The following is a 24,000-nucleotide window of genomic DNA, read 5'->3' as shown; positions in this document are numbered from 1 at the left end:
TTTGAAACAGCATCACAAGGGGGAAGCATTCGATGGCTGGCAGGTTTGAAATTCTCAAGGACAACACAGACGGTTACCGGTTCCGCCTGACGGCGGCCGATGGAACTGTTGTGGCCGAATCACCCACGTTCAAGCACCTCGAGGGTGTGGTGGCCGGAATCAACGCCGTACGGGAAAACGCCGCAACAGGTCTGATCGTGGACCGATCGAGCACAGCCCAGAACGCTGCATAAGAGAAGCCAGCCTAAAGGTCAATATCCCGCAGCTTGGCCTTGTCCCAAGGAACGGTCCACCCCAGTTCGTCGAAGAGGCCGCTCAGGACCATCCCTGTGAAACCCCACACCAGCACGCCATTTACGGTGAAACCCGGACTGGTGTACGTGCGTCCGAACCGCGAAATGGTGGCAGTGACCCGGTTGACCGGGTCCAGGAGGTCGCGCACGGGCACCCTGAAGACCTGCGCTGACTCGGCATAATCCACCACCCGGACAGGCGACGGCGCATCCCACCACGCCAGCACCGGTGTCACCCGGAAGTTGCTCCGGATGAGTCCAAGTTCCGGGATGACACCGAGAACCCGGACACCGCTGGCGTCCAGGCCGGTTTCTTCCACAGCTTCGCGGAGCGCCGCACCGATCACGGATTCATCCTCCGGGTCCACGCTGCCACCCGGGAATGCCACCTGGCCCGGATGGTCATCGAGGGTGTGTGCACGTTCCAGCAAGAGGACGTCAAGATCGGCCGGCGCGATGGGCCGACCCGACTCGGCAGGAACGTTGTCCAGCACACCAAAGAGCATCAGGACTGCCGCGGCCCGGTTGGTTTCGGGGGTGACGGGGAGCTTCTCCCAGAGGGCCGAGTGCTGTTGCTGGCCGTCTTCGAAGCGGGTGACCAGCGCTGACAGTTCCTCAAGCGCGGTCACCCGGGCCTCCTTTGCGATTCCATGCGTATTTCCGCTGCCCTGTGCGTCTCGGCCAGGAGTTTTTCCAGCAAAGCTTCGTTGCCCGGCGCGAGCTCGTACTTCAGCAGTTTGGCTGCCTTAACGGGATCCGTTTCGCCCTCGCCGTAGCTCGGGCAGAGGCTTGCCACCGGGCAGGCGCCACAGGCCGGCTTCCTGGAATGGCAGACCCTGCGTCCGTGAAATACCACTCGGTGCGAAAGCATGGTCCAGTCGCGCGGTTCAAACAATTCGGCGACGTCGAACTCGATCTTCACAGGATCGTCCGAGGCCGTCCAGCCAAAGCGGCGGGCCAGCCTGCCGAAGTGGGTATCCACCGTGATCCCGGGAACACCGAAGGCATTGCCCAAAACCACGTTTGCGGTCTTGCGCCCGACGCCCGGGAGCGTCACCAGATCTTCAAGGCGACCGGGGACCACGCCGTCGTACTCGTCCACCAGCCGCGTGCTCAGCGCCAGAACGTTCCGCGCTTTGGCCCGGAAGAAGCCCGTGGGCTGAAGTATTGTCTCCAGCTCGACGGGATCCGCCTCAGCCATGGCGCGGGCGTCCGGGTAACGGGCAAACAGGATCTTGGTGACCTGGTTGACCAGCACATCAGTGGTTTGGGCGGAGAGGACCGTGGCCACCACCAGCTCAAAAGGGTTCCTGAAATCCAGCTCCGCATGCGCGTAGGGATACTTGTCAGCGAGAACCCTGTTGATCTTTCGTGCCCGGCGTTTGAGCGCGAGCAGCGAACCAGCTTCAGCGATGGCCACGGGGTCCCTGCTTAGCCGCGTTCGATGTTGCTGAGTTCCCGGAGGACCCCAACTTTGCCGTCGGTGTCCTGGACCAGGAATTCATGGCCGCGGTCCTCCAGCGCCAGAACCCATCCACCGGGCTCGATGGTGAAGGCCGGGGTGCCTGAGTGTTCGTCGTACGCAGTCCGTGGCTGGCCGACGGCGAACCAGAAAGCCTCGTACTGAGGCGAATCGGACTCTTCGGGTCGGCTGGCCGGGTCCACGGTAGCGCCAATGGATTCGCTCACCCTGCGCGTGTCCCCGGAGACTATGGGCGTTGCCATGGTGGCAGCCCACGGCTGCTGGGCCGCTGGTTGGGACGTCTGCTGAGCGGCGTGCTGGGTTGTAGCGGGCTGCGTCGGGTGCTGGTTTGTAGCGTGCTGTGTGGTGGCAGGCGCGGCCGCTGAACCCGCAGTGGACAGGTGGGTTTCCTTTGCACCGGGCTCGCCAGCGGGTTCGGTCTTCTCAGGCGAAGACGTAGCGGGCGAGGCGCCAGTAGCGGGGCCAGTAGCAGCAGTTCCACCGGTCGCGGGGCCACTACTTGCAGGGCCGGTACCGTCCCCGGGTTTGGCGTCCGCTGAATGCACGACAGCGGAGGCTTCAGTTGCCGGCGAAGGCGTGGTTCCGTAACTGGCCGGCGGAGCGAAGGGGCTGGCGCCCGTGGCGGCACCAGCAGCGCCCGCACCGACACCAGTTGAAGCTGCTGCAGCCGCTGTACCTGGAACATGCGAAGCGGGAACATGCGAAGCGGGAACATGCGAAGCGGGAACGTGGGGAACGGGAGCCTGGTAACCGGGCGCCGGTCCCTGGACTCCGGGGGTTGAACTGAATCTGGGAGTTGAACTCTGGAATCCGGTGCTTGAACCTGCGGCATCGGACGGCTTGGGGGTGTTGGGCGCTTTCGGTGCCTTGGGAGCAGCCGGTTTGCGGCTGGGCACTGCGGCCTCGCGGGCAACAACGTGCGCCGGCGTTTCGGCGCGGCCCTTGAAGTCGGCGGAGAGCCACGGGAGATGCGGGGCCAGGACCGTCGCGGCCAGCAGGCCTGCAGAGCCAATCAGCCCCAGGAGTACGCCGCCGTTGAACGAGTTGGCGATGGTCAGGAAGAACAAGGGGAATGCAAACGAGGCGGTCACTGACGCGAATTGGTCAACGGACAGCGAGCCAATACGGACGATGGTTCCCGGCTGCAACCTGCGCGCAACGAAGAGTGCCACCACAACCAGCGGCAGGATGATGCCCAGCAGCAGGAAGAACAGGTTGCCCAGGTTCCAGAGGTTGTAGCGCTCCCCGAACATGGGCAGGAGCGACGCTACGAACATCAGGAGCGTGGAACCGAAAACAGTCAGGTCCCGGATAGTGAACGGCCCGGCGACGGCGTCATATTTGGCGGCGTCATTCTTGGGAGCGTCGTTCTGAGCAGCGTTGTCCTTAACTCCTGCGTCCTTTTTGAGGGGAGCAGCGTTGCCACCTGCAGCGGTGCCACCAGCAGCATTGCCACCTCCAGCGGTGGCCGTTCCAGCCGCGGTGTCCGGTCCGATCGGGTGTGAGTCGTGCGGGCCTGGGCTCAGCTGGTTCATGTATTTCTCCTTCGTACGGCGGCGCCTTGGACAGTCCGGCCCGGCGACCTCCGCGGAATTTCCGCCGAGAACCGGACACGCCAGAAGTGCGTCCCAAGACTTCTTCAGCCTATGTCACCCCACTGACAGGGTTCTAGCTGAAAACGGCCATACAGCTTCGCCCACAGCAAACTCCAAGGTTCCTTACAGAATGCGGTCACCAGTTACCCCGCCGGCAGCGGGAGCCCGGTGCCGCCGTCGTGCGTCATGTAAACGGTTCCCCACCACCCAAGCCGCCATTCGTCGCTAAATCCGCGCCGCTCACGGCCGCGTTTGTGACGACGCACACGTAGCACTTCGCTAAGCGATAGTGTTGATGCCGGACAGCACTCTGCGGATCCAGAGGAACGCGCTCGACGCCGATGACGGCCCGGGCGGGGACCTCACCTCAGGATCCGCGCAGCAAAGATCGATGAATGATGAGGTTCACCATGTCCCAGGACACCACCGGATCCACGGCCACCGCTGCAGCTTCAACGGCTCAGAACGGTCCGGCCCCACACGTCGAGGCGCTTGAAAACCTCCTCCACGAGAACCGCAAGTTCGCGCCCTCTGCAGAATTCGCCGCAAACGCCGTGACCAGCGCGGACGCCTATCGAGAGGCAGAATCGGACCGTCCCGCATTCTGGGCCAAGCAGGCCCGTGAACTGCTGACCTGGGACAAGGACTTCACCGAAGCCCTTGATTGGTCCAACCCGCCGTTCGCCAAGTGGTTCGTGGGCGGCGAGGTCAACGCTGCGTACAACGCGCTGGACCGCCATGTTGAAAACGGTCTGGGCGATCGCGTTGCCATCTACTTCGAGGGCGAGCCCGGGGACACCCGCACCTACACGTACGCGGAGCTGACCGAAGAGGTCAAGAAGGCCGCCAATGCATTCGAGTCCCTCGGTGTTGCCAAGGGCGACCGTGTGGCCGTGTACCTGCCCATGATCCCTGAGGCCGTCATCACGCTCCTTGCCTGCGCCAGGATCGGCGCCGTGCACTCCGTGGTGTTCGGCGGCTTCTCCGCGGACGCGCTGCGTTCCCGGATCGAGGACGCCGAAGCCAAGCTCGTGGTCACCGCGGACGGCACATACCGCCGCGGCAAGCCCAGCGCACTGAAGCCGGCCGTGGACGAAGCCCTCTCCAAAGAAGGCCACACCGTTCAGAACGTTGTGGTGGTCAAGCGCAACGGCGAGGACGTCAACTGGGTGGAAGGCCGCGACCTCTGGTGGAGCGACACGGTAGACAAGGCAGATACCCAGCACACCGCCGTCGGGCATGACTCCGAACACCCGCTGTTCATCCTCTACACCTCAGGCACCACCGGCAAGCCCAAGGGCATCCTGCACACCACCGGCGGCTACCTCACCCAGGGCGCGTACACGCACAAGGCCGTGTTCGACCTCCACCCGGAAACGGACGTGTACTGGTGCACCGCCGACGTCGGATGGGTCACCGGCCACTCCTACGTCACCTACGCGCCGCTCATCAACGGCGCCACCCAGGTCATGTACGAAGGCACCCCGGATTCCCCGCACCAGGGCCGTTGGTGGGAAATCGTGGAGAAGTACAAGGTCTCCATCCTGTACACCGCGCCCACCGCGATCCGCACGTTCATGAAGTGGGGCCGGGACATCCCGGACAAGTACGATCTCTCCTCCATCCGCGTGCTCGGCTCCGTGGGCGAATCCATCAACCCCGAAGCGTGGATGTGGTACCGCGACGTCATCGGCGCCAATGCCGGCAAGAACGGTGAAAAGAAGGACAACCCGGCACCGATCGTGGACACCTGGTGGCAGACCGAAACCGGCGCCCAGATGATCGCACCGCTGCCGGGCGTCACCGCCACCAAGCCCGGCTCCGCCCAGGTCCCGCTCCCCGGCATCGCCGTGGACGTGGTGGACGAAAACGGTGAATCCGTGGCCAACGGCGAAGGCGGCTACCTGGTGGTCCGCGAACCGTGGCCTTCCATGCTTCGTGGCATCTGGGGCGACCCGGAACGCTTCAAGGACACCTACTGGTCCCGCTTCGAGGCCATGTACTTTGCCGGCGACGGCGCCAAGAAGGACGAGGACGGCGACGTCTGGCTCCTGGGCCGCGTGGACGACGTCATGAACGTCTCCGGACACCGCCTGTCCACCACGGAGATCGAATCCGCCCTCGTCAGCCACCCGTCCGTCGCTGAAGCCGCGGTGGTGGGCGCCGCAGACGACACCACCGGCCAGGCGATCGTCGCCTTCGTAATCCTCCGCGGCGACGCCGTGAACAACGGCGACGAAACCGTCCTGGAACTGCGCAACCACGTGGGTAAAGAAATCGGCCCGATCGCCAAACCCAAGCAGCTCCTGATCGTGCCGGAACTTCCCAAGACGCGCTCCGGAAAGATCGTCCGACGCCTCCTCAAGGACATCGCCGAGGGCCGCGACACCGGCGACGCCACCACCCTGGCCGACCCCGGCATCATGCAGCAGATCGCGGATTCCCTCCGCAAGTAAGCACTTCCCGACGGCGCCGCTCACCTCCCGAGGCGAGCGGCGCCGTCGCGCGTTCCCGGCAGTTGCGTGGCACCCACGTGACGCAGGAGTGACGCACGGGTGACGCCGCAGCGCTTGGCCTGCCGCGCTCCGGAAGCCTCCAGCCCTAGACTGGAGCCAGACTCAGCCCCATGTTTGACGAGGTTCCCCAGAAAGGCCCTGATGCTTCAGGCAGCACGCCACTCCGCCATCATCGACGCCGTCCAGCGCGAACGCGTGGTGCGGGTCTCGGACCTCGCGCAACTGCTGGGAGTCTCGCCCATGACCGTGCGCCGCGATATCGAAGCGCTCGAGGAAGCCGGCCGCGTTGAGCGCATTCACGGCGGAGCCAAGATTCCCGGCGATGCGAGCACCCACGAGCCCGGTTTCGAACTCAAATCGACACAGCTGCCCGCGGAGAAGCACGCCATCGCGGTGGAAGCCGCGTCCCTGGTCCAGGAAGGCATGGCGATCGGGCTCGGTGCCGGCACCACCACCTGGGCCCTGGCGAAGGAACTCGTCAACGGGCCGCGCATCACCGTGGTCACCAACTCGGTGCGCATTGCAGACCTGTTCCATCACGGTTCCTCTTCCGGCCCGGCCCGCTTCGGGTCCACTGTGATTCTGATCGGCGGCGAGCGGACACCGTCGGACGCACTGGTGGGCCCCATCGCCACGTCCTCCCTGAAGCAGCTCCACCTGGACGTCCTGTTCCTGGGGGTCCATGGCATGGATGCCCACGCCGGGTTCACCACCCCTAACCTGCTGGAAGCCGAAACCAACCGCGCTTTCATGACGTCCGCCCGGAGCACAGTGATCCTGGCCGACCACAGCAAGTGGGGCGTGGTGGGCATCGCCTCGATCGCCAGGCTGGAAGAAGCTGACGAACTCATCACGGACTCGCTCCTTGGCGAGGACGCCCGTCGCGTGCTGGCCGAGAACGTGGCCAAGCTGCGGATTGCCGAGGCCTAACCCAACTAAGTAGCAGATCAGGTCGTTCCCAGAGCTCAGAACGACCTCATCTGCTACCTACTTGGGTCTCATACCCCGGGTGGAGCCCGGCCCGCAGAGTTCAGCCACGGGACTGATGCCGCGGCAGGGGACGTTTGGGGATGCTGGGTATATGAACGCCATCCTCCAGGCCCAGCAGCTCACCAAGCACTACCCCGGCAGCATCGCCCTTGACCACGTCGACTTCACAGCGAATGCCGGCCAGTCCATTGCGATCATCGGCCCATCAGGTTCCGGTAAGACCACCCTTTTGCACTGCCTCGCCGGAATTTTGAGGCCCGACGCCGGCGCCATCACCTTGAACACGCCCTCTTCGCCGCTGCGGCTGGACACCTTGGGAGATGCTGCGCTGTCCCGGCTGCGGCGCGAGGAGTTCGGTTTTGTCTTCCAACAGGGCATGCTGCTTCCGGAGCTCACTGCCTTGGAGAACGTGGCCCTGGCTCTCATGCTCAACGGCACGGACCGCACTACTTCGGAGGCCAGGGCCGCTGAGTGGCTGGCTGCCCTCGGCTTGGCCGGAATGGAACAACGCCGCTTGGGCGAGCTCTCCGGCGGACAGGTTCAGCGCGTAGCCATCGCCCGCGCCCAAGTCACCGGGGCCCGGGTTGTCTTCGCTGACGAGCCCACCGGCGCTTTGGATTCGGCCACCTCCAACGAAGTCCTGGATGTGCTCCTGCACTCTGTGGCCGCGAACGGCCGGACACTTTTGGTGGTCACGCACGATCCCAACGTTGCTGCCCGGTGCGAGCGCGTTGTTGAGTTGCGCGACGGCCGGATCGTGGCTGACAGCGGCACAGTTCCGGCTCCCGGCCCGGCCGCGCCAGCTGCGCCCGCCACAGAGCCGGCCACCACCAACTTCAAGGGCGCCTTCAATGTCTAGTCTCTCCATGGCCCTGCGCCTCACCCCCTACCTGGCACGAAGCAACGGGAGCAGCTTCCGGGAAGCCGGTCTTCGCGACGCCGGGTTACCTATCCTCGCCTTCGGGACGGTTACGGCCCTGCTGCTCACCGTTGCCGGTGGTTCTCAGGTTTTCTGGTCCTGGTCCGACGACATCGCGGGCACCTACCAGGCCTTGGCCGTGGTGGCCATGGTGCTGCTCATCATCCCTTTGCTGACGCTCGGTGCCTCGGCCGCCCGACTCGCCGCCCGCCGTCGTGATGACCGTTTGGCGTCCTTGCGGTTGCTGGGCGCCAACAGCGCCACGGTGGTCTGGATGACCGTCATAGAGTCAACCGTCCTCGCGGCCGTGGGAGCTGTGGCAGGCGCCGGGCTGTACGCCTGTGTGGCCCCGTTCCTGGGTCTGATCCAGTTCCGCGGACAAGCAATCGGAAGCCATGCGTGGTTGTCGGTGCCGTCCATCCTCGGATGCGTGCTGGCAGTCTGCGTGCTTGCAGCGGCCAGTGCCGCGCTGGGGCTGCGGAAAGTTGTGGTGACGCCGTTGGGCGTCCGGACCCGGCAAACGGCCGACGGCGCGCACTGGGTTCGCGGACTCATCGCAGCTGTGGTGGTGGTTATTGGAGTGGTGGCGATGGGGATGCTCAGCAGCTTCGGCACGTTCATTGTGATCATCGCGGTGATGGGCGGTTGCTTCGGCCTGGCTTTGCTGGCGTTGAACCTCATGGGTCCGTGGATACTGCGACTGCGGGCGTCCTCGCAGCTCAAGCACGCCAAGAAGCCTGAGCAACTGCTGGCCGCGCGGACAGTGCTGGAGAGCCCCAAAGAATCGTGGCGGCAAGTTGGGGGCGTCGCGATGACCAGTTTTGTGGGCGTGTTCGTGGGCGTCGGCATGGCGGTGGCGGACACCATGGGAACCGGCGGCGACGCTGAAACTACGCTGCTTGTCCGCGACATCAACACCGGTGTGATGATCACCCTGTTGGGCTCGTTCCTGATGGTCGCCTGCTCTGCGGGCGTGAACCAAGCAGCTGCGGTGCTGGACCGGGCTTCAACCCTGGTGGCACTGGACCGCGTTGGAATGCCGCAAAAGCTCATGGTGGCGGCGAGGGTCAAAGCCGTGATGTCGCCACTGTTCCTGGTTGCCGGCATATCCGCAGCTGCCGCGGCTGCTCTGGTCCTGCCGCTCACGGGTGCCGTACTGCTGACCCAACCCGTGGTGTTCCTGACCATCGGCGGGGTGTTCGCCGCCGGCTTCCTGCTGGTCCGGCTGGCTGTTGCCGCGGGAACGGCGCAGATCAGCCAGGTGCTGGCCCGCCCCGAGCGCTACGCGGGTATGGATTCGTAACCCGGCCGCCGCCGTCGTCATCCCCGGGCTATTTGCAGCCGCAGGACTGCCGGATGATCAGTTCGGTGGAGAGGATCTGATGTTGCAGTTCATCGCCGCGGCCCTTCCCCACCAGTGCCTGCACCGCGGCTTCGGCCATGGCCTTGACGGGCTGCGCAACGGTGGTCAGCGCAGGCCAGCTGTATTCGGAGTCCAGGGAGCCGTCGAAGGACACCAACGCCAGGTCCTCGGGCACCCTGACTCCTGCCTCATGAAGCGCCCGGAGGATGCCAATGGCTTGCATGTCATTGCTGGCGAAGATCGCTGTGGGGCGGTTGGCCATGGAGAGGAAGCGCTTGCCTACCTCGTACCCGCCCGGGCGGCTGAAGGGACCGTGAAGCATGGGCCCGTCCGGCAGTCCGGCGTCACGCAAAGTGGCCAGCCAGCCTACCTCGCGCCCGTCCAGCTGGTTCCCGGTATTGGTGCCGATCGCCAAGCCAATGTTCGTATGGCCGTGGCCGATCAGATGCTCCACGGCGGCACGGGCACCGGCCTCCAGATCAACACCCACGCTGTTGATTCCCGGCGGTGAGCCCGCGTTATTCAACAAAACGGACGGGATCTCGGAGGCTTCGAGTTCCGTGACATCGGGATCGAACACACAGCTGGCCAGGAACACCCCGTCCACCTGCCGGGCGGCCAAGGTGCGGATGTTCTTGCGTTCGCGGGTCAGGCTGCCGTCCGAGTTGGTGAGCACCATGCCAAAGCCAAGCTCCGCGGCAGCATCTTCCACAGCGTGGGCCAGCTGCGTGAAGAACGGATTGGTGTTGTCCGGCACCACCACACCAATGGTTTCGCTGGACCCCAGTTTGAGGGCACGGGCGGCGGCGTTGGGCCGGTATCCGAGGACACGGATAGCCTCCCGAACCTTGGCTTCCGTTGCCGGGGCCACGTTCTTGGGCCCACCGTTCACCACATAACTCACGACGGCGGTACTCACCCCGGCGTACCGGGCCACGTCTTTGCGTGTAACCGGGCCGCGCGAGGTTTGTACCGCCGAAGTTGTCATGAGGTAAATGCTAGCTACTCCACGGGAGCATCACCGAAGTCGCGGATGGGAAGGCGCTCCCCGCCACGGAGCGCGGACTCATGGGCTACGATTCCCGGCAACGTGAACCGGGCCGCAACCCAGGCATTAACGGGAGGAAGGCTGCGGTTGTTCACGGCGGTGACGAAGTCATCCACCAGGAATTGGTGGCTTCCTTCATGCCCGTTGGGCGCTCCGAGGAATTCCTGGGGAAGCCTGGACTGGTCGTGGACCGGAGCCAGCCCGGAGATGAAGGCATCCCGCAGCTCCGGCGCCACGTCTGCCAGGGACGGGTCATCCAGGGACATGGTGGGCTTGGTTTCCACCTGCTGGGACACGTCTTCCACGGTGGACTTGTCCTGCCACACGGTGGTGGTGGCTAGTTGCTCAAAGCTGGCGTCGGTGCCGAAGAAACGGAAGCGGGACTCGCGGATATGGGAGGGGTACCCTACGCGGCGCATCTCGTTGGTGCGCATCGCGCCGCCGTCGTTCATTTCGAACAGCGCCGTGGCGTTGGAGAAGTCATTGGCGAACATGCTGACGTCTTTGTCGAAGACGCCGTCGCCCCGTTGGTCCTTCACACCGATGCAGCTGACGCTGACCGCATGGCCGGGGACGGCGCCGAGGACGCCGCCTATGGCGTGGGTGGGGTAGAGCATGGGCGGGTAACTGGCGGTTTCCTTCCACCGGTCTCCGCCGCTGTACTGATACGCCTCGTAGAACCCGAGGTCCATGTCATGGACGTAGTCGCCCTCTGTGTAGAAGATGCGGCCGAACTTGCCTGCCGCATGTTGTTGCCGGGCGAAGACCGTGGCGGGGTTGTAATAGCTGGTCTCACCCATGGCGTAAACCAGTTTGGTCTCGCGCACGGCCTCGATGATCCGTTCAATTTCTTCTTCGGATATGGCCATGGGCACCGCTGAGTAGACGTGCTTTCCAGCCCGCAGGGCACGCTCCACCAGTGGTCCGTGAGTCCAGCGCTGCGTGAAGATGGCCACAGCGTCGACGTCGGAGTCCAGCAACTCTTCAAAGCTGCCCATGACGCCGTCCAGGCCCCAGCGTTCCTGTGCCGCAGCGGCCCGCTCAGGGAGTTCATCTATCGCATAAACCGCGCTGACGCCCGGGTGGAGCTTGAACAGGTGGGCGAACTGGCTGCCGAACTGCCCGGCACCCACAACCCCGATCGAAAACGTCATTGTTTACCTTCCCTGGGACTGCCGAAGCAGCCTCCGCTGTGTCCTCATGTGACTGTCCTGTTGAGTTTCGCATCGGAATCTACTCGAGTCAACAAAAGCAACAAAATTGAACATTTTTCATCAAAAAAGGGCCACAGCGCTTGTGCTCATCAAATCTACTCGTGTAGATTCACTCCCAGTTGTTACCCCCATCACAGTCAGGAAAGGGTCGACGATGACCACGCTAACCAAGCAACCAGGCAATGCCTCGGGGCGTTCCGGGAGCCATAACGGACGCAAGCCACAGCCCGCCAAACGGAGCATGACCAGCCGCCTCGGTGATCTCAGAATCGCCCTCTTCTTCATCTTCCCGGCCGTCATCGGCTTCGTTGCGTTCTTTCTGATCCCCACCATCCGCGGCATCTACCTCAGCTTCACCGAGTACAGCATCCTGGGCGAGCCAACGTGGATCGGCGTGGATAACTACACAGCCATCTTTGCCGACGAACTCTTCTGGAACGCCATGGGCGTCACGCTCCAGTACGTGGGCCTGAACATCGGCTTCCAAACAGTCATTGCTTTGGGGCTGGCGCTGCTGATGCACCGGGTGGCAAAGTCCACTTTCGTTCGAGGCGCACTCCTGCTGCCGTTCCTGGTGGCCAACGTCATCGTCGCATTGCTCTGGTTCTGGATGCTCGACTACCAGCTGGGCATCGTCAACGAGGTCATGAGCTGGGTGGGGCTCCCCCGCGTCGCCTTCTTCGGCAGCGAACAGTGGGCCATCCCCACCATCGCCTTCGTGAACGTCTGGCGGCACATGGGCTACACGGCCCTTCTCATCTTCGCTGGCCTGCAATCCATCCCCAACCACCTCTACGAGGTAGCAAACCTCGACGGCGCGTCCCCCGCGCGGACGTTCTGGAGCGTCACCATGCCGCTGCTCCGCCCCGTCTTGGTACTGGTCCTGGTGGTCACCGTCATCGGTTCCTTCCAGGTCTTCGACACCGTAGCCGTGACCACCAACGGTGGACCCGTCAACGCCTCCCGCGTGATCCAGATGTACATCTACCAAAAAGCCTTCGGCGAGTCCGACTTCGGCTACGCCTCCGCCCTGTCCGTGATCCTGTTCGTCATTCTCGCCCTGGTGGCCTTCGTGCAAATGAAGTTCCTCAAGGGCAACGAATCGGACCTGGACTAGGCCGGACAAGGACTAAGGAACCGCCATGACTACTTCAACCCTGCCTCGAAACGACCGCAAGAAGCCGCTCAACTGGCGACGCATCGGCGCCTGGGCGCTGGTCGCCGTCGCCCTCGCCGTGACCATTGCCCCGTTCCTGTGGATGCTGCGGACGGCGCTGTCCAGCAACAGTGCGCTGGCCTCCAACGCCGGAAACCTGCTGCCGGCCGACTTCAGCTGGGGCGCCTTCAAACGCGTCCTCGGGCTGCAAACCACCGAGGAGGCCATCGCCGACGGAGGTTCCGGCGCCGCCATCAACTTCTGGCTGTACCTCCGGAACTCCGTCATCTTCGCCACCATCACCACCGCCGGCCAGGTGTTCTTCAGCGCCATGGCAGCCTACGCCTTCGCCCGGTTGCGCTGGCCCGGCCGGAACAAAGTGTTCGCAGTCTTCCTGACCACCATGATGGTCCCGCCGATCTTCACGGCACTGCCCAACTTCCTCATGATCAAGAACCTCGGGCTGCTCAACACCATGGCCGGCATGTCCCTGCCGTTCCTGTTCATGACCCCGTTCGCCATCTTCTTCCTGCGCCAGTTCTTCCTCAGCATGTCCCGCGAGGTTGAGGAAGCGGCAATGCTCGACGGCGCCAAGCACCTGCGCATCTTCTTCCAGATAGTGCTTCCCAACGCCGCCGCCCCCATCGCCACCCTGGCGCTGCTGACCTTCATCGGTCAATGGAACGAATACTTCTGGCCGCTGCTGGTGGGGCAGGACGAGAGCGTCCGGGTGCTCACCGTGGGCCTGAGCGTCTTCAAGTCGCAGTCCCCGCAAGGCGCACTCGACTGGTCCGGACTCATGGCCGGAACCCTCGTGGCAGCTTTGCCGATCTTCCTGCTCTTCATCGCCTTCGGCAAGAAGGTAGTCAACTCCATCGGATTCTCCGGAATCAAATAACCCCGCTGTGAAAACACCCTGTGAAAGAAACCCCGAAAGGTTCGCTATGAAGAAAACCCTCGGCGTCGCCGCTGCTGCCGCCGCCATCGCCTTGACCCTGTCCGCCTGCGGAGGCTCCTCTCCCACCTCCACGGAGGCCAAAGGTGAAATCAACTACTGGCTCTGGGACGCCAACCAGCTCCCCGCCTATCAGCAATGCGCGGATGATTTCACCAAGGCCAACCCGGACATCAAGGTCAAGATCACCCAGCGCGGCTGGGACGACTACTGGACCACGCTGACCAACGGCTTCGTGGCCGGTACTGCGCCGGATGTGTTCACTAACCACTTGTCCAAGTACCCGGAGTACGCAGCAAAGAAGCAGTTGCTCTCCCTGGACGAGGCTGTGGAGAAGGACGGAATCAAGCTGGATGCCTACACCAAGGGCCTCCCCGAGCTCTGGGTGGGTCAGGACGGCAAACGCTACGGCCTCCCGAAGGACTGGGACACCGTGGGCCTGTTCTATAACAAGGCCATGACAGACGCTGCCGGAATCAGTGCAGATCAGATGGCCAACCTGGACTGGAACCCCAAGGATGGCGGCAGTTACGAGAAGACCATCGCGCACCTGACCGTGGACAAGAACGGCAAGCGCGGGGACGAAGCAGGCTTTGATAAGAACAACGTGGCCACCTACGGACTGGGCCTGACGGGCAGCGGTTCGGGACAGGGCCAGACTGAGTGGAGCTTCCTGACAGCAACCACCGGCTGGACCGCGACGGACAAGAACCCGTGGGGCAGCAAGTTCAACTACGACGACCCCCGCTTTCAGGAAACCATTGCCTGGTGGGCCGGACTGGTGGACAAGGGCTACATGCCCAAACTGGAGACCACTGTCGGCGCCAGCATGCCGGACAGCTTCGGAGCTGGTAAGTCTGCCATCAACACCAACGGGGATTGGCTGATCGGCCAGTACAAGACCTACAAGGGGATCGAAACAGCCTTCGCCCCCACACCCAAGGGCCCTGACGGCAAGCGCGCTTCCATGTTCAACGGCTTGGCCGACTCCATCTGGGCCGGCACCAAGAACCCCGGAGCCAGCGTCAAGTGGGTTGAATACCTGGGCTCCACGGCATGCCAGGACGTCGTAGCCAGCAAGGCTGTGGTCGTCCCGGCCATCGCCAGCTCATCCGAGATCGCAGCGAAGGCCTTCGCGGACAAGGGCACGGACGTTACCGCCTTCACCACCCACGTGAAGGACGGCACGACGTTCCTTTTCCCGATCGCGGACAATGCTGCCAAGGTTGACGGCATCATGAAGCCTGCCATGGATGCTGTGCTCTCCGGCAAGAAGCCTGCATCGTCATTGACCGAAGCCAACAACCAGGTCAACAATCTCTTCAAGTAGCCCCACCCGTTCAAACCCACCCGTTGTGGGGCCCGTTCTGCGCCTTATTTTCCGCACGAAGCGCGCAGAGCGGGCCCCACAACACCCCCACATCACGTCCCTCCTCCCGATCCCGAAAGCGACTTCATACATGCACCCGCTCCATCTCCGTTCCGCAGGTACCAGCCTGGTGATCGCCACCCACCGCGGAGAGGCTGAGATCATCCACTGGGGAGCCGACATAGGAGATACGTTGCCGGACCTGGCAATCCTCAACGAACCCATCCCGCCGTCCTCCATCGACGCAAACGTCCCCGCCGGGCTCCTCCCGCAGGCCTCGTCGTCCTGGCAGGGACGCCCGGGGTTCCGCGGCCACCGCATCACGGACGGCGTTCCCGGCTTCGATTTCTCGGTACGCCTGCGCGTGGCGAGTGCGACGGCGGATGGCGGCACAGCCGTGATTGTCCAGTCGGATCCCGACGCCGGTATCACCGTCACCAGCAACCTCACCTTGCACCCGGGCGGGCTTCTCGAACTGATACACACGGCCAGCAACCACGGTACGTCGCCTTTCCAGGTGGATGAGGTGGCCACGATGCTCCCGGTGGCGCGCGACGCCGTCGAACTTTTGGACCTGACCGGCCGCTGGTGCCGGGAGCGGCACCCACAGCGACGGGCCATTCAGCAAGGAACGTGGGTCCGCACGGGCCGGCACGGCCGCACCGGGCATGATTCCTCGCTGCTGCTGGCCGCAGGAACTGCGGGCTTCGGGAACCGGCACGGCAAAGTGTGGGCAACGCATCTGGCCTGGAGCGGGAATCACGAACAGTTTGCGGACAACGTTGCGGACGGGCGAACCATGATCGGCGGTTCCGAACTCCTGGGGCCGGCCGAAGTAGTCCTGCAGCCCGGCGAAAGCTACACCACCCCTTCCCTGTTCGCCGCGTACTCAGACCGTGGGTTGGACGGAATTTCCGAGGTCTTCTACGCATGGTTCCGTGCTCGCCCGCACCACGTGGGGGCAGTTTCCGGAAAGGCCCGCCCAGTGGTCCTCAACACCTGGGAAGCGGTGTACTTCGACCACAATCTGGAGACGCTGATGGAACTGGCCGAGTCCGCTGCGGACCTGGGCGTCGAGCGTTTTGTGCTCGACGACGGCTGGTTCCGCGGGCGCCGCGACGACCACGCCGGTTTGGGCGACTGGTACGTGGATGAGACCGTCTGGCCTGACGGGCTGACGCCGTTGATTGATGCCGTCACCAGCCGCGGCATGGAGTTCGGGCTCTGGGTTGAGCCGGAAATGGTCAATATGGATTCCGACATCGCCAGGGCACACCCGGAGTGGATCGTGGGGCCCTCCGCCGCATCCCACAAGGACGGTGGCCGCCTGCCGCTCGCCTGGCGGCAGCAGCACGTGATCGATCTGGTGAATCCGGACGCTTGGCAGTACATCTTCGACCGCATGGACACCCTGCTGCGTGAGAACAACATCAGCTACCTCAAGTGGGATCAGAACCGCGACCTTCTGGAGCACGGGCATGCGGGGCGGGCTTCCGTGCATGAGCAAACCCTGGCGGCGTACCGGCTGTTTGACGCCCTTCGTTCCTCTCATCCTGGTGTCGAGATCGAAAGCTGTTCCTCCGGCGGCGCGCGTGTGGACCTCGGCATCCTGGAGCGCACCGACCGCATCTGGGCTTCGGACTGCAACGACGCCTTGGAGCGGCAAACCATCCAACGCTGGACCGGCATGGTGGTTCCGCCGGAGTTGGTGGGCGGGCATGTTGGGCCAACAACATCGCACACCACCGGGCGGACGCACGACCTCTCGTTCCGCGCCATCACGGCCCTGTTCGGTCACTTCGGCATGGAGTGGGACGTCCGCTCCGTCACCGGAGAGGAGCGCCAGGAACTCAAGCGCTTTATCGCTTTGTACAAGGAACACCGCGGACTCATCCACAGTGGACGCATGGTGCGCGCCGACGTGCCGGACGAGTCGCTGATGGTGCACGGCGTGGTTGCTGACGCTGAGGGGCCCGACGGCGGCATCCCGGTTGGTGCCACGGCGGCACTTTTCGCTGTGGTCAAGACGCGGACGGGGCCCGCTGAACAGGTAGGCCGGGTGGCGGTTCCAGGGCTGGATCCCGAACGTTCGTACCGGGTGGAAGCGATCTTCCCTGCAGCCGGGGACGCGGATTATGGACACACCTTCATCGAAGCAAAGCCGGCGCCATGGTTGGCAACCGGAGCCGAAGCGACGGGCCGGTTCCTGGGCGAGGTAGGCCTGCCCATGCCGGTCCTGAACCCGGAGCACGCCATCCTGCTGCGGTTCACAGCCTTCTGACCCCCGCTCACATCCCTCGGGCTTGAGCCCAACCCTCGCTCACGTCCAACAAAAAAGCCGCCCCGGCGAACACCGGGGCGGCTTTTACGTAGCTGTTTAGCGTGAGCGCTGGCGAAGGCGCTGCATGTCCAGGATCACCACAGCGCGGGCCTCAAGGCGGAGCCATCCGCGCTGGACGAACTCGGCCAGTGCCTTGTTCACGGTTTCGCGGGAAGCGCCCACCAGTTGGGCCAGTTCTTCCTGGGTGAGCTCGTGGGCAACCAAGACGCCGTCGGTAGCCGGGCGGCCGAAGCGGTCTGCCAGGTCCAGGAGGGCCTTGGCAACACGACCCGGGACGTCCGAGAAGACGAGGTCGGAGAGGGAGTCGTTGGTCCGGCGAAGACGGCGGGCCAAAGCCTGCAGCAGCTGCGCGGAAACCTCGGGGCGCGTGCGGAGCAGCGCGTTGAGGCTTTCGTTCTTGAGCCCGGCCAGGCGGGTTTCCGAAACGGCGGTGGCCGTAGCGGTACGCGGGCTGGGATCGAACAACGCCATTTCGCCGAAGAGCTCACCCGGGCCAAGAATGGCCAAGAGCGACTCGCGGCCGTCGGGGGACGTGCGTCCGAGCTTTACCTTGCCGGAAACGATGAAGTAGAGCTGGTCACCCTGGTCACCTTCGCGGAACACCGAAGCTCCACGTGAAAGGTCCACCTCGGTGAGTTCGTCCGTCAGCAAGCGGAATGCGTCGTCGTCAAGGGTGGCGAAGAGGGGTGCGCGGCGCAATACCTCGATGTCCATGAAATCTCCTGAATATAAGTTTCGGTCGTGGCGCTCAGGCCATTGTTTCAGAATTTTTAAGCTTCTGTGACGTACTTGGCACGTGAAACGCTGAAATGGCGCGGTTTTCGGGGCATCCGGTCCACTCTGAAGCCTCTCATAAGGGTGTAAACGGCTCCTTACCGTGACCGGACTAACGGTTTGCTGTCAGGGTGGACATCTAGAATTGGCGCTACCCGGCTATGAGGAGCATTGGTGTTTGGCTTGACGATATTGGATTTGGCATTGATTTTGATGCTCCTGTCCTACCTGATCTATGGCCTCCGCAATGGCTTCATGGTCACACTTGGTGGAATCGCGGGATTCGTCATTGGCGCCATTGCCGCGTTCATGGCAGTTCCGCTCGTCAGCGGTTGGGTGACCGACAGCGGCTGGAGGCTGACCGCCACGGTGGGCGCCGCCGTCGTGCTTATTGCTCTGGGGCATGGATTGGGCACCATGATCGGGCGAAAAGTCCGCCACGCCGTGCGGATCAAGCCGCTGCATGCCGTGGACCGGCTGATCGGCGGCGTGGTGAGCGTGGTGGTGGCCGCATTGGTGATGTCCATGCTGGCGTTCAGCATCAGTTCGCTGGGTGTGCCGTTCGTTTCGCAGCAGTTGGCCGAGTCCCGCGTCATCCGCTACATCGACAACCTGACTCCTACGCCTGTCAAGAGCACCATGGCCCAGCTGCGCTCCACGGTGATCGGCGATGGCATACCCAAGCTCATCGAGGGAATCGGCCCCGTCACGCCGGTGCCCGTTCCCAACGAGTCAACAGACACTCCCGCCCTGAACCAGGCCGCAGATTCCGTCCTGAAGATCGCCGGCACCGCCTTCGAATGCGGGCAGAACCAGACAGGTTCCGGATTTGTTGTCTCGCCCGGGCGCGTCGTCACCAATGCGCACGTTGTGGCTGGCGTGTCGCAGCCGGTGGTGGAAGTTCCCGACGGCGGCGCGTTGCCGGGCCGGGTGGTGTACTTCGACTCCCAGCGGGACATCGCCGTTCTGGCCGTGGATGGCTTGCAGTCCAGCCCGCTCCCGTTGAGCGCCGACCTCGCTGCAGGCAGCCCCGCCGCTTTTGCGGGGTACCCGCACGGCGGGCCCTTCCAATCCAAGCCGGCCACTGTTCAAGGTATTTCCACCATTCTGGTTCCGGACATTTACGGCAACAATCCCTCGCCCGCACAGGTTTACAGGCTGGCGGGCGATGTTCAGCCAGGCAACTCCGGTGGCCCGTTGCTGACCATGCAGGGACAGGTGGCCGGGCTGATCTTCGCCAAGACCACCACTGACGCTGCCCTGGGATTCGCGCTCACCATGGAGGACCTGGAACCGGTAGCAGCGCAGGCGCCCGGCCTCAGCAGCCCCGTCTCGGCCGGTCAGTGCACCCGTAAGTAACCAACGCTCTCTCACATCGTGACTGTTTTTGGGGCACCCCCGCTCACCTTGTGGGCGCAATTCCCGGACGCTCCTGCACCGCTATAGATTGGGAGCCATGACTGAAGCCACTCCTGCCACCGAAACCGGTCGCGGCACCATCCTTGTGATCAACGGCCCCAACCTGAACCTTCTGGGCACCCGCGAACCGGAAAAGTACGGCACGTCCACCCTGGCGGACGTGGAGCAACTGGCCATGAGCGCAGCGGCCGCCCACGGCTTCACCGTTGACTGCGTGCAGTCCAACCATGAGGGCGACCTCCTGGACGCCATCCACGCGGCGCGGGGCACCGCCGTCGGAATTGTGATCAACGCTGGCGCCTACACGCACACTTCTGTGGCACTTCGCGACGCCTTGGCGGCTGTGCAGCTGCCCGCCGTCGAGGTCCACATCACCAATGTGCACCAGCGGGAAGAGTTCCGCCACCATTCGTACCTGTCCGGGGTGTGCAACGCGATCATTGTGGGCGCGGGTGTATTGGGCTACAAGCTGGCCATCGATTACTTGGCTGACTCGGTCTGACGTTCCAGGCGTGAGCGAGCATTGGGCTCAAACCCGAGTGACGTGAGCGAGCGTCGGGCTCAAACACGAGGGATGTGAGAGAGGGACGGGGTCAGCGTTCGCGCTGGGGTTCCCCGGCGACGGTTCGGGCTGCTTCGACCTCGAGCATCAGGACTCCGCCCTCGTCCACCAGCTTGGCCTGGTACACGTGTGCTTTGCGTTTGTAGCTCAGGTACGCGATGCAGCCGTTGGCGTTGGCCATCTTTTCGAGCATGATTTCGGAGCCTGGCACCAGAAGTTCGCCGAGCTTGAGGCCCACGGTGTTTTCCTGGCCCACCTCGTCACCGAGTGCTGGGGTGTCCCGCATGGCGATGGCTTGGGCGGCACACACCCAGCGCCCCCACACTCCCTTGCTGCCCAGGATGCTGGGCTGCTGGTTCACGGGGACAGTGGCGGCAAAGTACCGGGTGTTGAAACGCGCGTGGGCAAAGTCCGGGCTGAGCCAGTTCACCAGCGGCTTCAGGAGGTCGGTGCGCAGGGACAGCCCGCGCTTGGTGAGCATCTCCGTGAAGGACTTCTCCTGGGCGGCCACAGCTTCACGGGCGCGCATCCAGTCAATGGTGGAGTTCGCTTCAACCGTGGACGAAGCGTCAGGGCCCGCAAGCAGGACTCCCGTTTCTTCGAAGAGTTCACGGATGGCGCCCACCACGTGACGGCGGGCGAGTCCGACGTCGTCCGTTCCCATCTGCTCAGCCCAATGCTGAGGTGAGGGGCCCAACCAACCTACGGGGTCGTCGTCGGACGGGTCCAAAGAACCGCCCGGGAACGCGACGACGCCCAACGGCGAGGAACCTGGCCTGTATCCAAGCCAGGTTTCCAAGCCGGTGGGCGAATCGCGCAACAACACAACGGAGGAGGCGTAGCGGGCGGCCCTGGGGGTCCGTTCGCCAAGCTCAAGCCAGTTCCGTGCTGCCCCTTCGAGTTCCGGGGGCAGTACGAACAGACGGCGGGCAAGCTGCGGCAATTGGGTGAACCGGTTCCTTAGCTGAATTCAGCGATGAGCTCGACTTCAACGGGAGAGTCGAGCGGCAGGACAGAAACGCCGACGGCGGAGCGTGCGTGCTTGCCGGCGTCGCCGAACACCTGTCCGAGAAGTTCCGATGCACCGTTGATAACACCGGGCTGGCCGGTGAAGGTGGACTCGGAGGAGACAAAACCCACAACCTTGACGATGCGGGTGACGCGGTCAAGATCGCCGATGACGCTCTTCACTGCGGCCAGGGCGTTGATGGCACAGACGGCTGCGTAACGCTTGGCGTCTGCCGGGTCGACGGTGGGTTCGTCGGACGCAGCCAACTCGCCGAGGGATACCTTGCCCGTAGCTTCGAGTTTGCCGTTAATAAAAGGCAGCTGTCCGGAGGTGTAGACGTAGTTGCCGGAGACGATGGCGGGTACGTAGTCAGCCACTGGCGCGGCCACCTCGGGGAGGGTCAATCCGAGCTCGGCCAGACGCTGCTCAACAGCAGACGTGGGGGCTCCTGATTCCGCGGCAGACGTGGTTTCTGCGGGGGTTGTCATGATTACTGCTTCTCCCTCTTCAGGTATGCAACAAGGCCTTTGCCATCGGGTCCACCGACGACCTGGACGAGCTCCCAGCCGTCCTCGCCCCACTGGTCCAGGATCTGCTTTGTAGCGTGGATAATGAGCGGAATCGTGGCGTACTCCCATTTGGTCATGACAGAAAGCCTAGCCCTTGCCGGTAAAGTGGAAAACATGGTGACTCGCAAGAACCCACTATTCGACACTGCCACCACCCTCGGAAAGATTCTAGGCTTCCTTGGTGTGAGCGCGATTTGTGGCGTCCTCGTGGCGGGCCTTTTGGTCCCCGCGGCCGCCGTTTCGGGCAGTGCCGCCAGTGGTTCAATTCAGTTCTTTGACACTCTGCCGGCGGAACTGCAGGTGGATCCGCCCAGTCAGAACACCACCATCCTCGCGAAGGACGGTACGCCGATCGCCTCGATCTACGCGGAGAACCGAACTAAGGTTCCACTGGATCAAATGAGCCCGTTCATCAAGGACGCTGTCATCGCTATCGAGGACAGCCGTTTTTATGAGCACGGCGGCATCGACACCACCGGCATCATGCGAGCCATCGTCAGCACCGCCCGCGGCAACAAGCAGGGCGCGTCCACCATCACGCAGCAGTACGTGAACAACGTCATCAACGAATCCCTCGTGGCAGCCGACAGGGAAGAAGACGTCAAGCTCAACGGTGGCGGCAAGGGCGTGGGCGACAAACTCCGCGAAATGAAACTGGCTATCGCCTTGGAGAAGAAGTTCTCCAAAGAGCAGATCCTTGAGGGTTACCTCAACATCGTCTTCTTCAACCGTGACGCCTACGGCATTGAGGCTGCTTCAAAGTTCTTCTTCAGCACCACGGCGAAGGACCTCACTCTTCCGCAGGCGGCCCTCCTTGCCGGCCTGGTGAACAGCCCCTCCGCCTTCGATCCGATTGCCAACCCGGACAACGCCAAGGTGCGACGCGATCTGGTGCTCGCCTCCATGGTCAATCAGGGCAAGATCACCCAGGCACAGTACGACGAAGCTGTTGCGACCCCCGTCACCACGCAGGTCACTCCGGCACGCCAGGGTTGCGCATACGCCACCATGGCGCCGTACTTCTGTGACTACGTGCTGCATCTGCTCTTCAACAATCCTGCATACGGCGACACCCAGGAAGAGCGCATCAAGCGCGTCCAGCGTGGCGGCCTCACCATCCAGACCACCCTCGACCCCACGGCACAGGGTGTGGCGCAGCAGCAGGTGGATGCGACGGCAGGTACCAACCCGGACAAGTGGGGCGCCTCGATCGTTTCCGTCCAGCCGGGCACAGGCCAGATCGTCAGCATGGCGCAAAACACTGTGTGGCTGCCTCAAGAGGGCAAGTTCGATCAGACTCAAAACTTCAATGTTGACGTCCTCGATGCCGACGGAAACGACCTCAACGGCATCGGCGGCTTCCAGCCCGGTTCCACCATGAAGCCCTTTACGTTCGCCCAGTGGCTGAACGAGGGCAAATCGATGAACCAAAACGTCAATGCGGCCCAGCGTAGATACGGCGTGAACTTCCCTTGGAGGAACACCTGTCCCACGCCGACCGATGGTTTCTATGACGCGAACGTGCCGGGCAGCTTCGATCTTCAGAATGCCAGCCCTGAGTACTACCGGACTATGACGGTCCTCTGGGGCCTTAAAAACTCCATCAACACGGCCACGTTCGCTTCCGCAGCTCAGGTTGACCTGTGCGGTATCCAGGGAATCGTTGACGCCACCGGCATTCACGGCGGCCTTCCGGCACGCGACCAAACGGGTAAAGTCACCGATCCGAACCCTCAGGTTCAGATGACCCGTTTGTCCAACCTGATTGGTGCAACACAGACTGCCCCGCTGACCATGGCAGCGTCCTTCGCAACTTTCGCGGCCGACGGCAAGTACTGCGAGCCGATTGCCATCACCTCGGTGAAAGACCAGTCCGGTGCCCAGCTTCCGGCGCAGTCGTCCAGCTGTAAAGATGCGGTGAAGCCTGAAGTGGCCCGTGGCGTTGCTTACGCCATGGGTAAGGTGCTGGACGAGGGCTCAGGCTCGCTGATCCGTCCTGCATTGAACTCCAAGAACTTCCCTGTAGCTGCCAAGACTGGTACCAACGACTCCAATGGCTCCACGTGGGTTGTCGGTTACACCAGCGGCCTGGCTACGGCCTCGTGGTTCGGTGATCCCTTGGGTGATCAGCTCCGTCCAGGGCGAAACCTGACGGTCAATGGCACGTTCTACCCGGCAATCGACGGTTACATGATCGCCGGCCCGCAGTTCACCAACTACATGCTGTCCGTTGCCCCTGCGTACGGAACCAACCCGTTCCAGCAGCCTCCGTCGAACCTGCTCGGCACGGCTCCGGCCCCGCAGCGCAACAACACCCCGTCCACTACGCCGTCCACTGCGCCTAACCCCGCCCCGTCCTCCGGGAACGGCAACAACGGGAACGGTAACAACGGCAACGGCAATGGCAATAGCGACAAGAACTGAT

At 63.5% G+C, this 24,000-nt stretch carries 21 protein-coding genes; 12 read left to right on the top strand and 9 right to left on the bottom strand.

Features of this window, described 5'->3' with window-relative positions; translation table 11 throughout:
* Window positions 1–32: 32 nt before the first annotated feature.
* A complete protein-coding gene (locus AR689_RS16190; protein WP_062071758.1) occupies window positions 33–233 on the top strand; it encodes a YegP family protein in 201 nt (66 codons plus the stop codon).
* Window positions 234–244: 11 nt separating this feature from the next.
* On the opposite strand, the gene AR689_RS16185 is transcribed toward AR689_RS16190, so the two are convergent.
* Genes AR689_RS16185 through AR689_RS16175 form a run of 3 tightly spaced genes read right to left on the bottom strand, consistent with a single transcriptional unit; the run spans window position 245 to window position 3,311 of the window.
* Window positions 245–922 (bottom strand): NUDIX hydrolase, encoded by a 678-nt coding sequence (locus AR689_RS16185; protein WP_062071756.1) that lies wholly within the window; start codon window positions 920–922, stop codon window positions 245–247.
* A complete protein-coding gene (gene nth, locus AR689_RS16180; protein WP_062071754.1) occupies window positions 919–1,713 on the bottom strand; it encodes an endonuclease III in 795 nt (264 codons plus the stop codon). Before nth ends, AR689_RS16185 begins: the two co-directional genes overlap by 4 nt.
* A gap of 11 nt (window positions 1,714–1,724) precedes the next feature.
* The gene (locus tag AR689_RS16175; RefSeq protein WP_062071752.1) at window positions 1,725–3,311 is read right to left on the bottom strand and encodes a hypothetical protein; all 1,587 of its coding nucleotides are present in this window, start codon (window positions 3,309–3,311) and stop codon (window positions 1,725–1,727) included.
* A gap of 470 nt (window positions 3,312–3,781) precedes the next feature.
* Here AR689_RS16175 and acs point away from each other — a divergent pair, with 470 nt between their 5' ends.
* From acs to AR689_RS16155, 4 genes are all read left to right on the top strand, one after another.
* Window positions 3,782–5,827 (top strand): acetate--CoA ligase, encoded by a 2,046-nt coding sequence (gene acs / locus AR689_RS16170; RefSeq protein ID WP_062073843.1) that lies wholly within the window; start codon window positions 3,782–3,784, stop codon window positions 5,825–5,827.
* A 201-nt stretch (window positions 5,828–6,028) separates the two neighbouring features.
* Entirely contained in the window at window positions 6,029–6,817 is a 789-nt protein-coding gene (locus AR689_RS16165) for a DeoR/GlpR family DNA-binding transcription regulator (RefSeq protein WP_024817978.1), read from the top strand.
* Window positions 6,818–6,968: 151 nt separating this feature from the next.
* Window positions 6,969–7,736, top strand: a complete 768-nt coding sequence (locus AR689_RS16160) for an ABC transporter ATP-binding protein (protein WP_062071750.1) — start codon at window positions 6,969–6,971, stop codon at window positions 7,734–7,736.
* On the top strand, window positions 7,729–9,099 hold the full coding sequence (locus AR689_RS16155) for an FtsX-like permease family protein (RefSeq protein WP_231745553.1): 1,371 nt from the start codon (window positions 7,729–7,731) through the stop codon (window positions 9,097–9,099). Before AR689_RS16160 ends, AR689_RS16155 begins: the two co-directional genes overlap by 8 nt.
* A 28-nt stretch (window positions 9,100–9,127) precedes the next feature.
* Here AR689_RS16155 and AR689_RS16150 read toward each other — a convergent pair whose 3' ends face one another.
* Both AR689_RS16150 and AR689_RS16145 read right to left on the bottom strand, forming a co-directional pair.
* Window positions 9,128–10,147, bottom strand: a complete 1,020-nt coding sequence (locus AR689_RS16150) for a LacI family DNA-binding transcriptional regulator (protein WP_062071747.1) — start codon at window positions 10,145–10,147, stop codon at window positions 9,128–9,130.
* Window positions 10,148–10,161: 14 nt separating this feature from the next.
* Window positions 10,162–11,361, bottom strand: a complete 1,200-nt coding sequence (locus AR689_RS16145; protein WP_062071745.1) for a Gfo/Idh/MocA family protein — start codon at window positions 11,359–11,361, stop codon at window positions 10,162–10,164.
* 214 nt (window positions 11,362–11,575) lie between these two features.
* On the opposite strand from AR689_RS16145, the gene AR689_RS16140 reads away from it, so the two are divergent.
* The 4 genes from AR689_RS16140 (at window position 11,576) to AR689_RS16125 (ending at window position 17,182) form a co-directional block, all read left to right on the top strand.
* On the top strand, window positions 11,576–12,538 hold the full coding sequence (locus tag AR689_RS16140; RefSeq protein ID WP_062071744.1) for a carbohydrate ABC transporter permease: 963 nt from the start codon (window positions 11,576–11,578) through the stop codon (window positions 12,536–12,538).
* A 25-nt stretch (window positions 12,539–12,563) separates the two neighbouring features.
* Window positions 12,564–13,475 (top strand): carbohydrate ABC transporter permease, encoded by a 912-nt coding sequence (locus tag AR689_RS16135; RefSeq protein ID WP_062071742.1) that lies wholly within the window; start codon window positions 12,564–12,566, stop codon window positions 13,473–13,475.
* 46 nt (window positions 13,476–13,521) lie between these two features.
* Window positions 13,522–14,862 (top strand): ABC transporter substrate-binding protein, encoded by a 1,341-nt coding sequence (locus AR689_RS16130; RefSeq protein ID WP_062071739.1) that lies wholly within the window; start codon window positions 13,522–13,524, stop codon window positions 14,860–14,862.
* 130 nt (window positions 14,863–14,992) lie between these two features.
* The gene (locus AR689_RS16125; protein ID WP_062071738.1) at window positions 14,993–17,182 is read left to right on the top strand and encodes an alpha-galactosidase; all 2,190 of its coding nucleotides are present in this window, start codon (window positions 14,993–14,995) and stop codon (window positions 17,180–17,182) included.
* 96 nt (window positions 17,183–17,278) lie between these two features.
* Here the strand turns inward: AR689_RS16125 and AR689_RS16120 are convergent, their stop codons facing one another.
* Window positions 17,279–17,956, bottom strand: coding sequence for a Crp/Fnr family transcriptional regulator (locus AR689_RS16120; protein WP_011775987.1), 678 nt, complete (start codon window positions 17,954–17,956; stop codon window positions 17,279–17,281).
* Between the two features lie 234 nt (window positions 17,957–18,190).
* Here AR689_RS16120 and AR689_RS16115 point away from each other — a divergent pair, with 234 nt between their 5' ends.
* Both AR689_RS16115 and aroQ read left to right on the top strand, forming a co-directional pair.
* On the top strand, window positions 18,191–19,375 hold the full coding sequence (locus AR689_RS16115) for a MarP family serine protease (RefSeq protein WP_062071735.1): 1,185 nt from the start codon (window positions 18,191–18,193) through the stop codon (window positions 19,373–19,375).
* Window positions 19,376–19,472: 97 nt separating this feature from the next.
* Complete coding sequence (gene aroQ, locus AR689_RS16110) at window positions 19,473–19,937, top strand: type II 3-dehydroquinate dehydratase (protein WP_062071734.1); 465 nt, start codon at window positions 19,473–19,475, stop codon at window positions 19,935–19,937.
* Between the two features lie 91 nt (window positions 19,938–20,028).
* Here the strand turns inward: aroQ and AR689_RS16105 are convergent, their stop codons facing one another.
* Genes AR689_RS16105 through sp36 form a run of 3 tightly spaced genes read right to left on the bottom strand, consistent with a single transcriptional unit; the run spans window position 20,029 to window position 21,652 of the window.
* Window positions 20,029–20,940 carry an NUDIX hydrolase gene (locus AR689_RS16105; protein ID WP_062071732.1) on the bottom strand — a complete coding sequence of 304 codons (912 nt, stop codon included), beginning with the start codon at window positions 20,938–20,940 and terminating at the stop codon, window positions 20,029–20,031.
* Window positions 20,941–20,957: 17 nt separating this feature from the next.
* Window positions 20,958–21,494 (bottom strand): RidA family protein, encoded by a 537-nt coding sequence (locus AR689_RS16100; protein WP_062071730.1) that lies wholly within the window; start codon window positions 21,492–21,494, stop codon window positions 20,958–20,960.
* Between the two features lie 2 nt (window positions 21,495–21,496).
* Entirely contained in the window at window positions 21,497–21,652 is a 156-nt protein-coding gene (gene sp36, locus AR689_RS23145; RefSeq protein WP_011775990.1) for a Sp36 family protein, read from the bottom strand.
* A gap of 37 nt (window positions 21,653–21,689) precedes the next feature.
* Here sp36 and AR689_RS16095 point away from each other — a divergent pair, with 37 nt between their 5' ends.
* On the top strand, window positions 21,690–23,999 hold the full coding sequence (locus AR689_RS16095; RefSeq protein WP_062073842.1) for a transglycosylase domain-containing protein: 2,310 nt from the start codon (window positions 21,690–21,692) through the stop codon (window positions 23,997–23,999).
* Window position 24,000: the final 1 nt, after the last annotated feature.

Source organism: Arthrobacter sp. EpRS71 (assembly GCF_001512285.1).
Taxonomy (GTDB): Bacteria; Actinomycetota; Actinomycetes; order Actinomycetales; family Micrococcaceae; genus Arthrobacter.
This window is presented reverse-complemented; position numbering and strand designations above follow the sequence as displayed.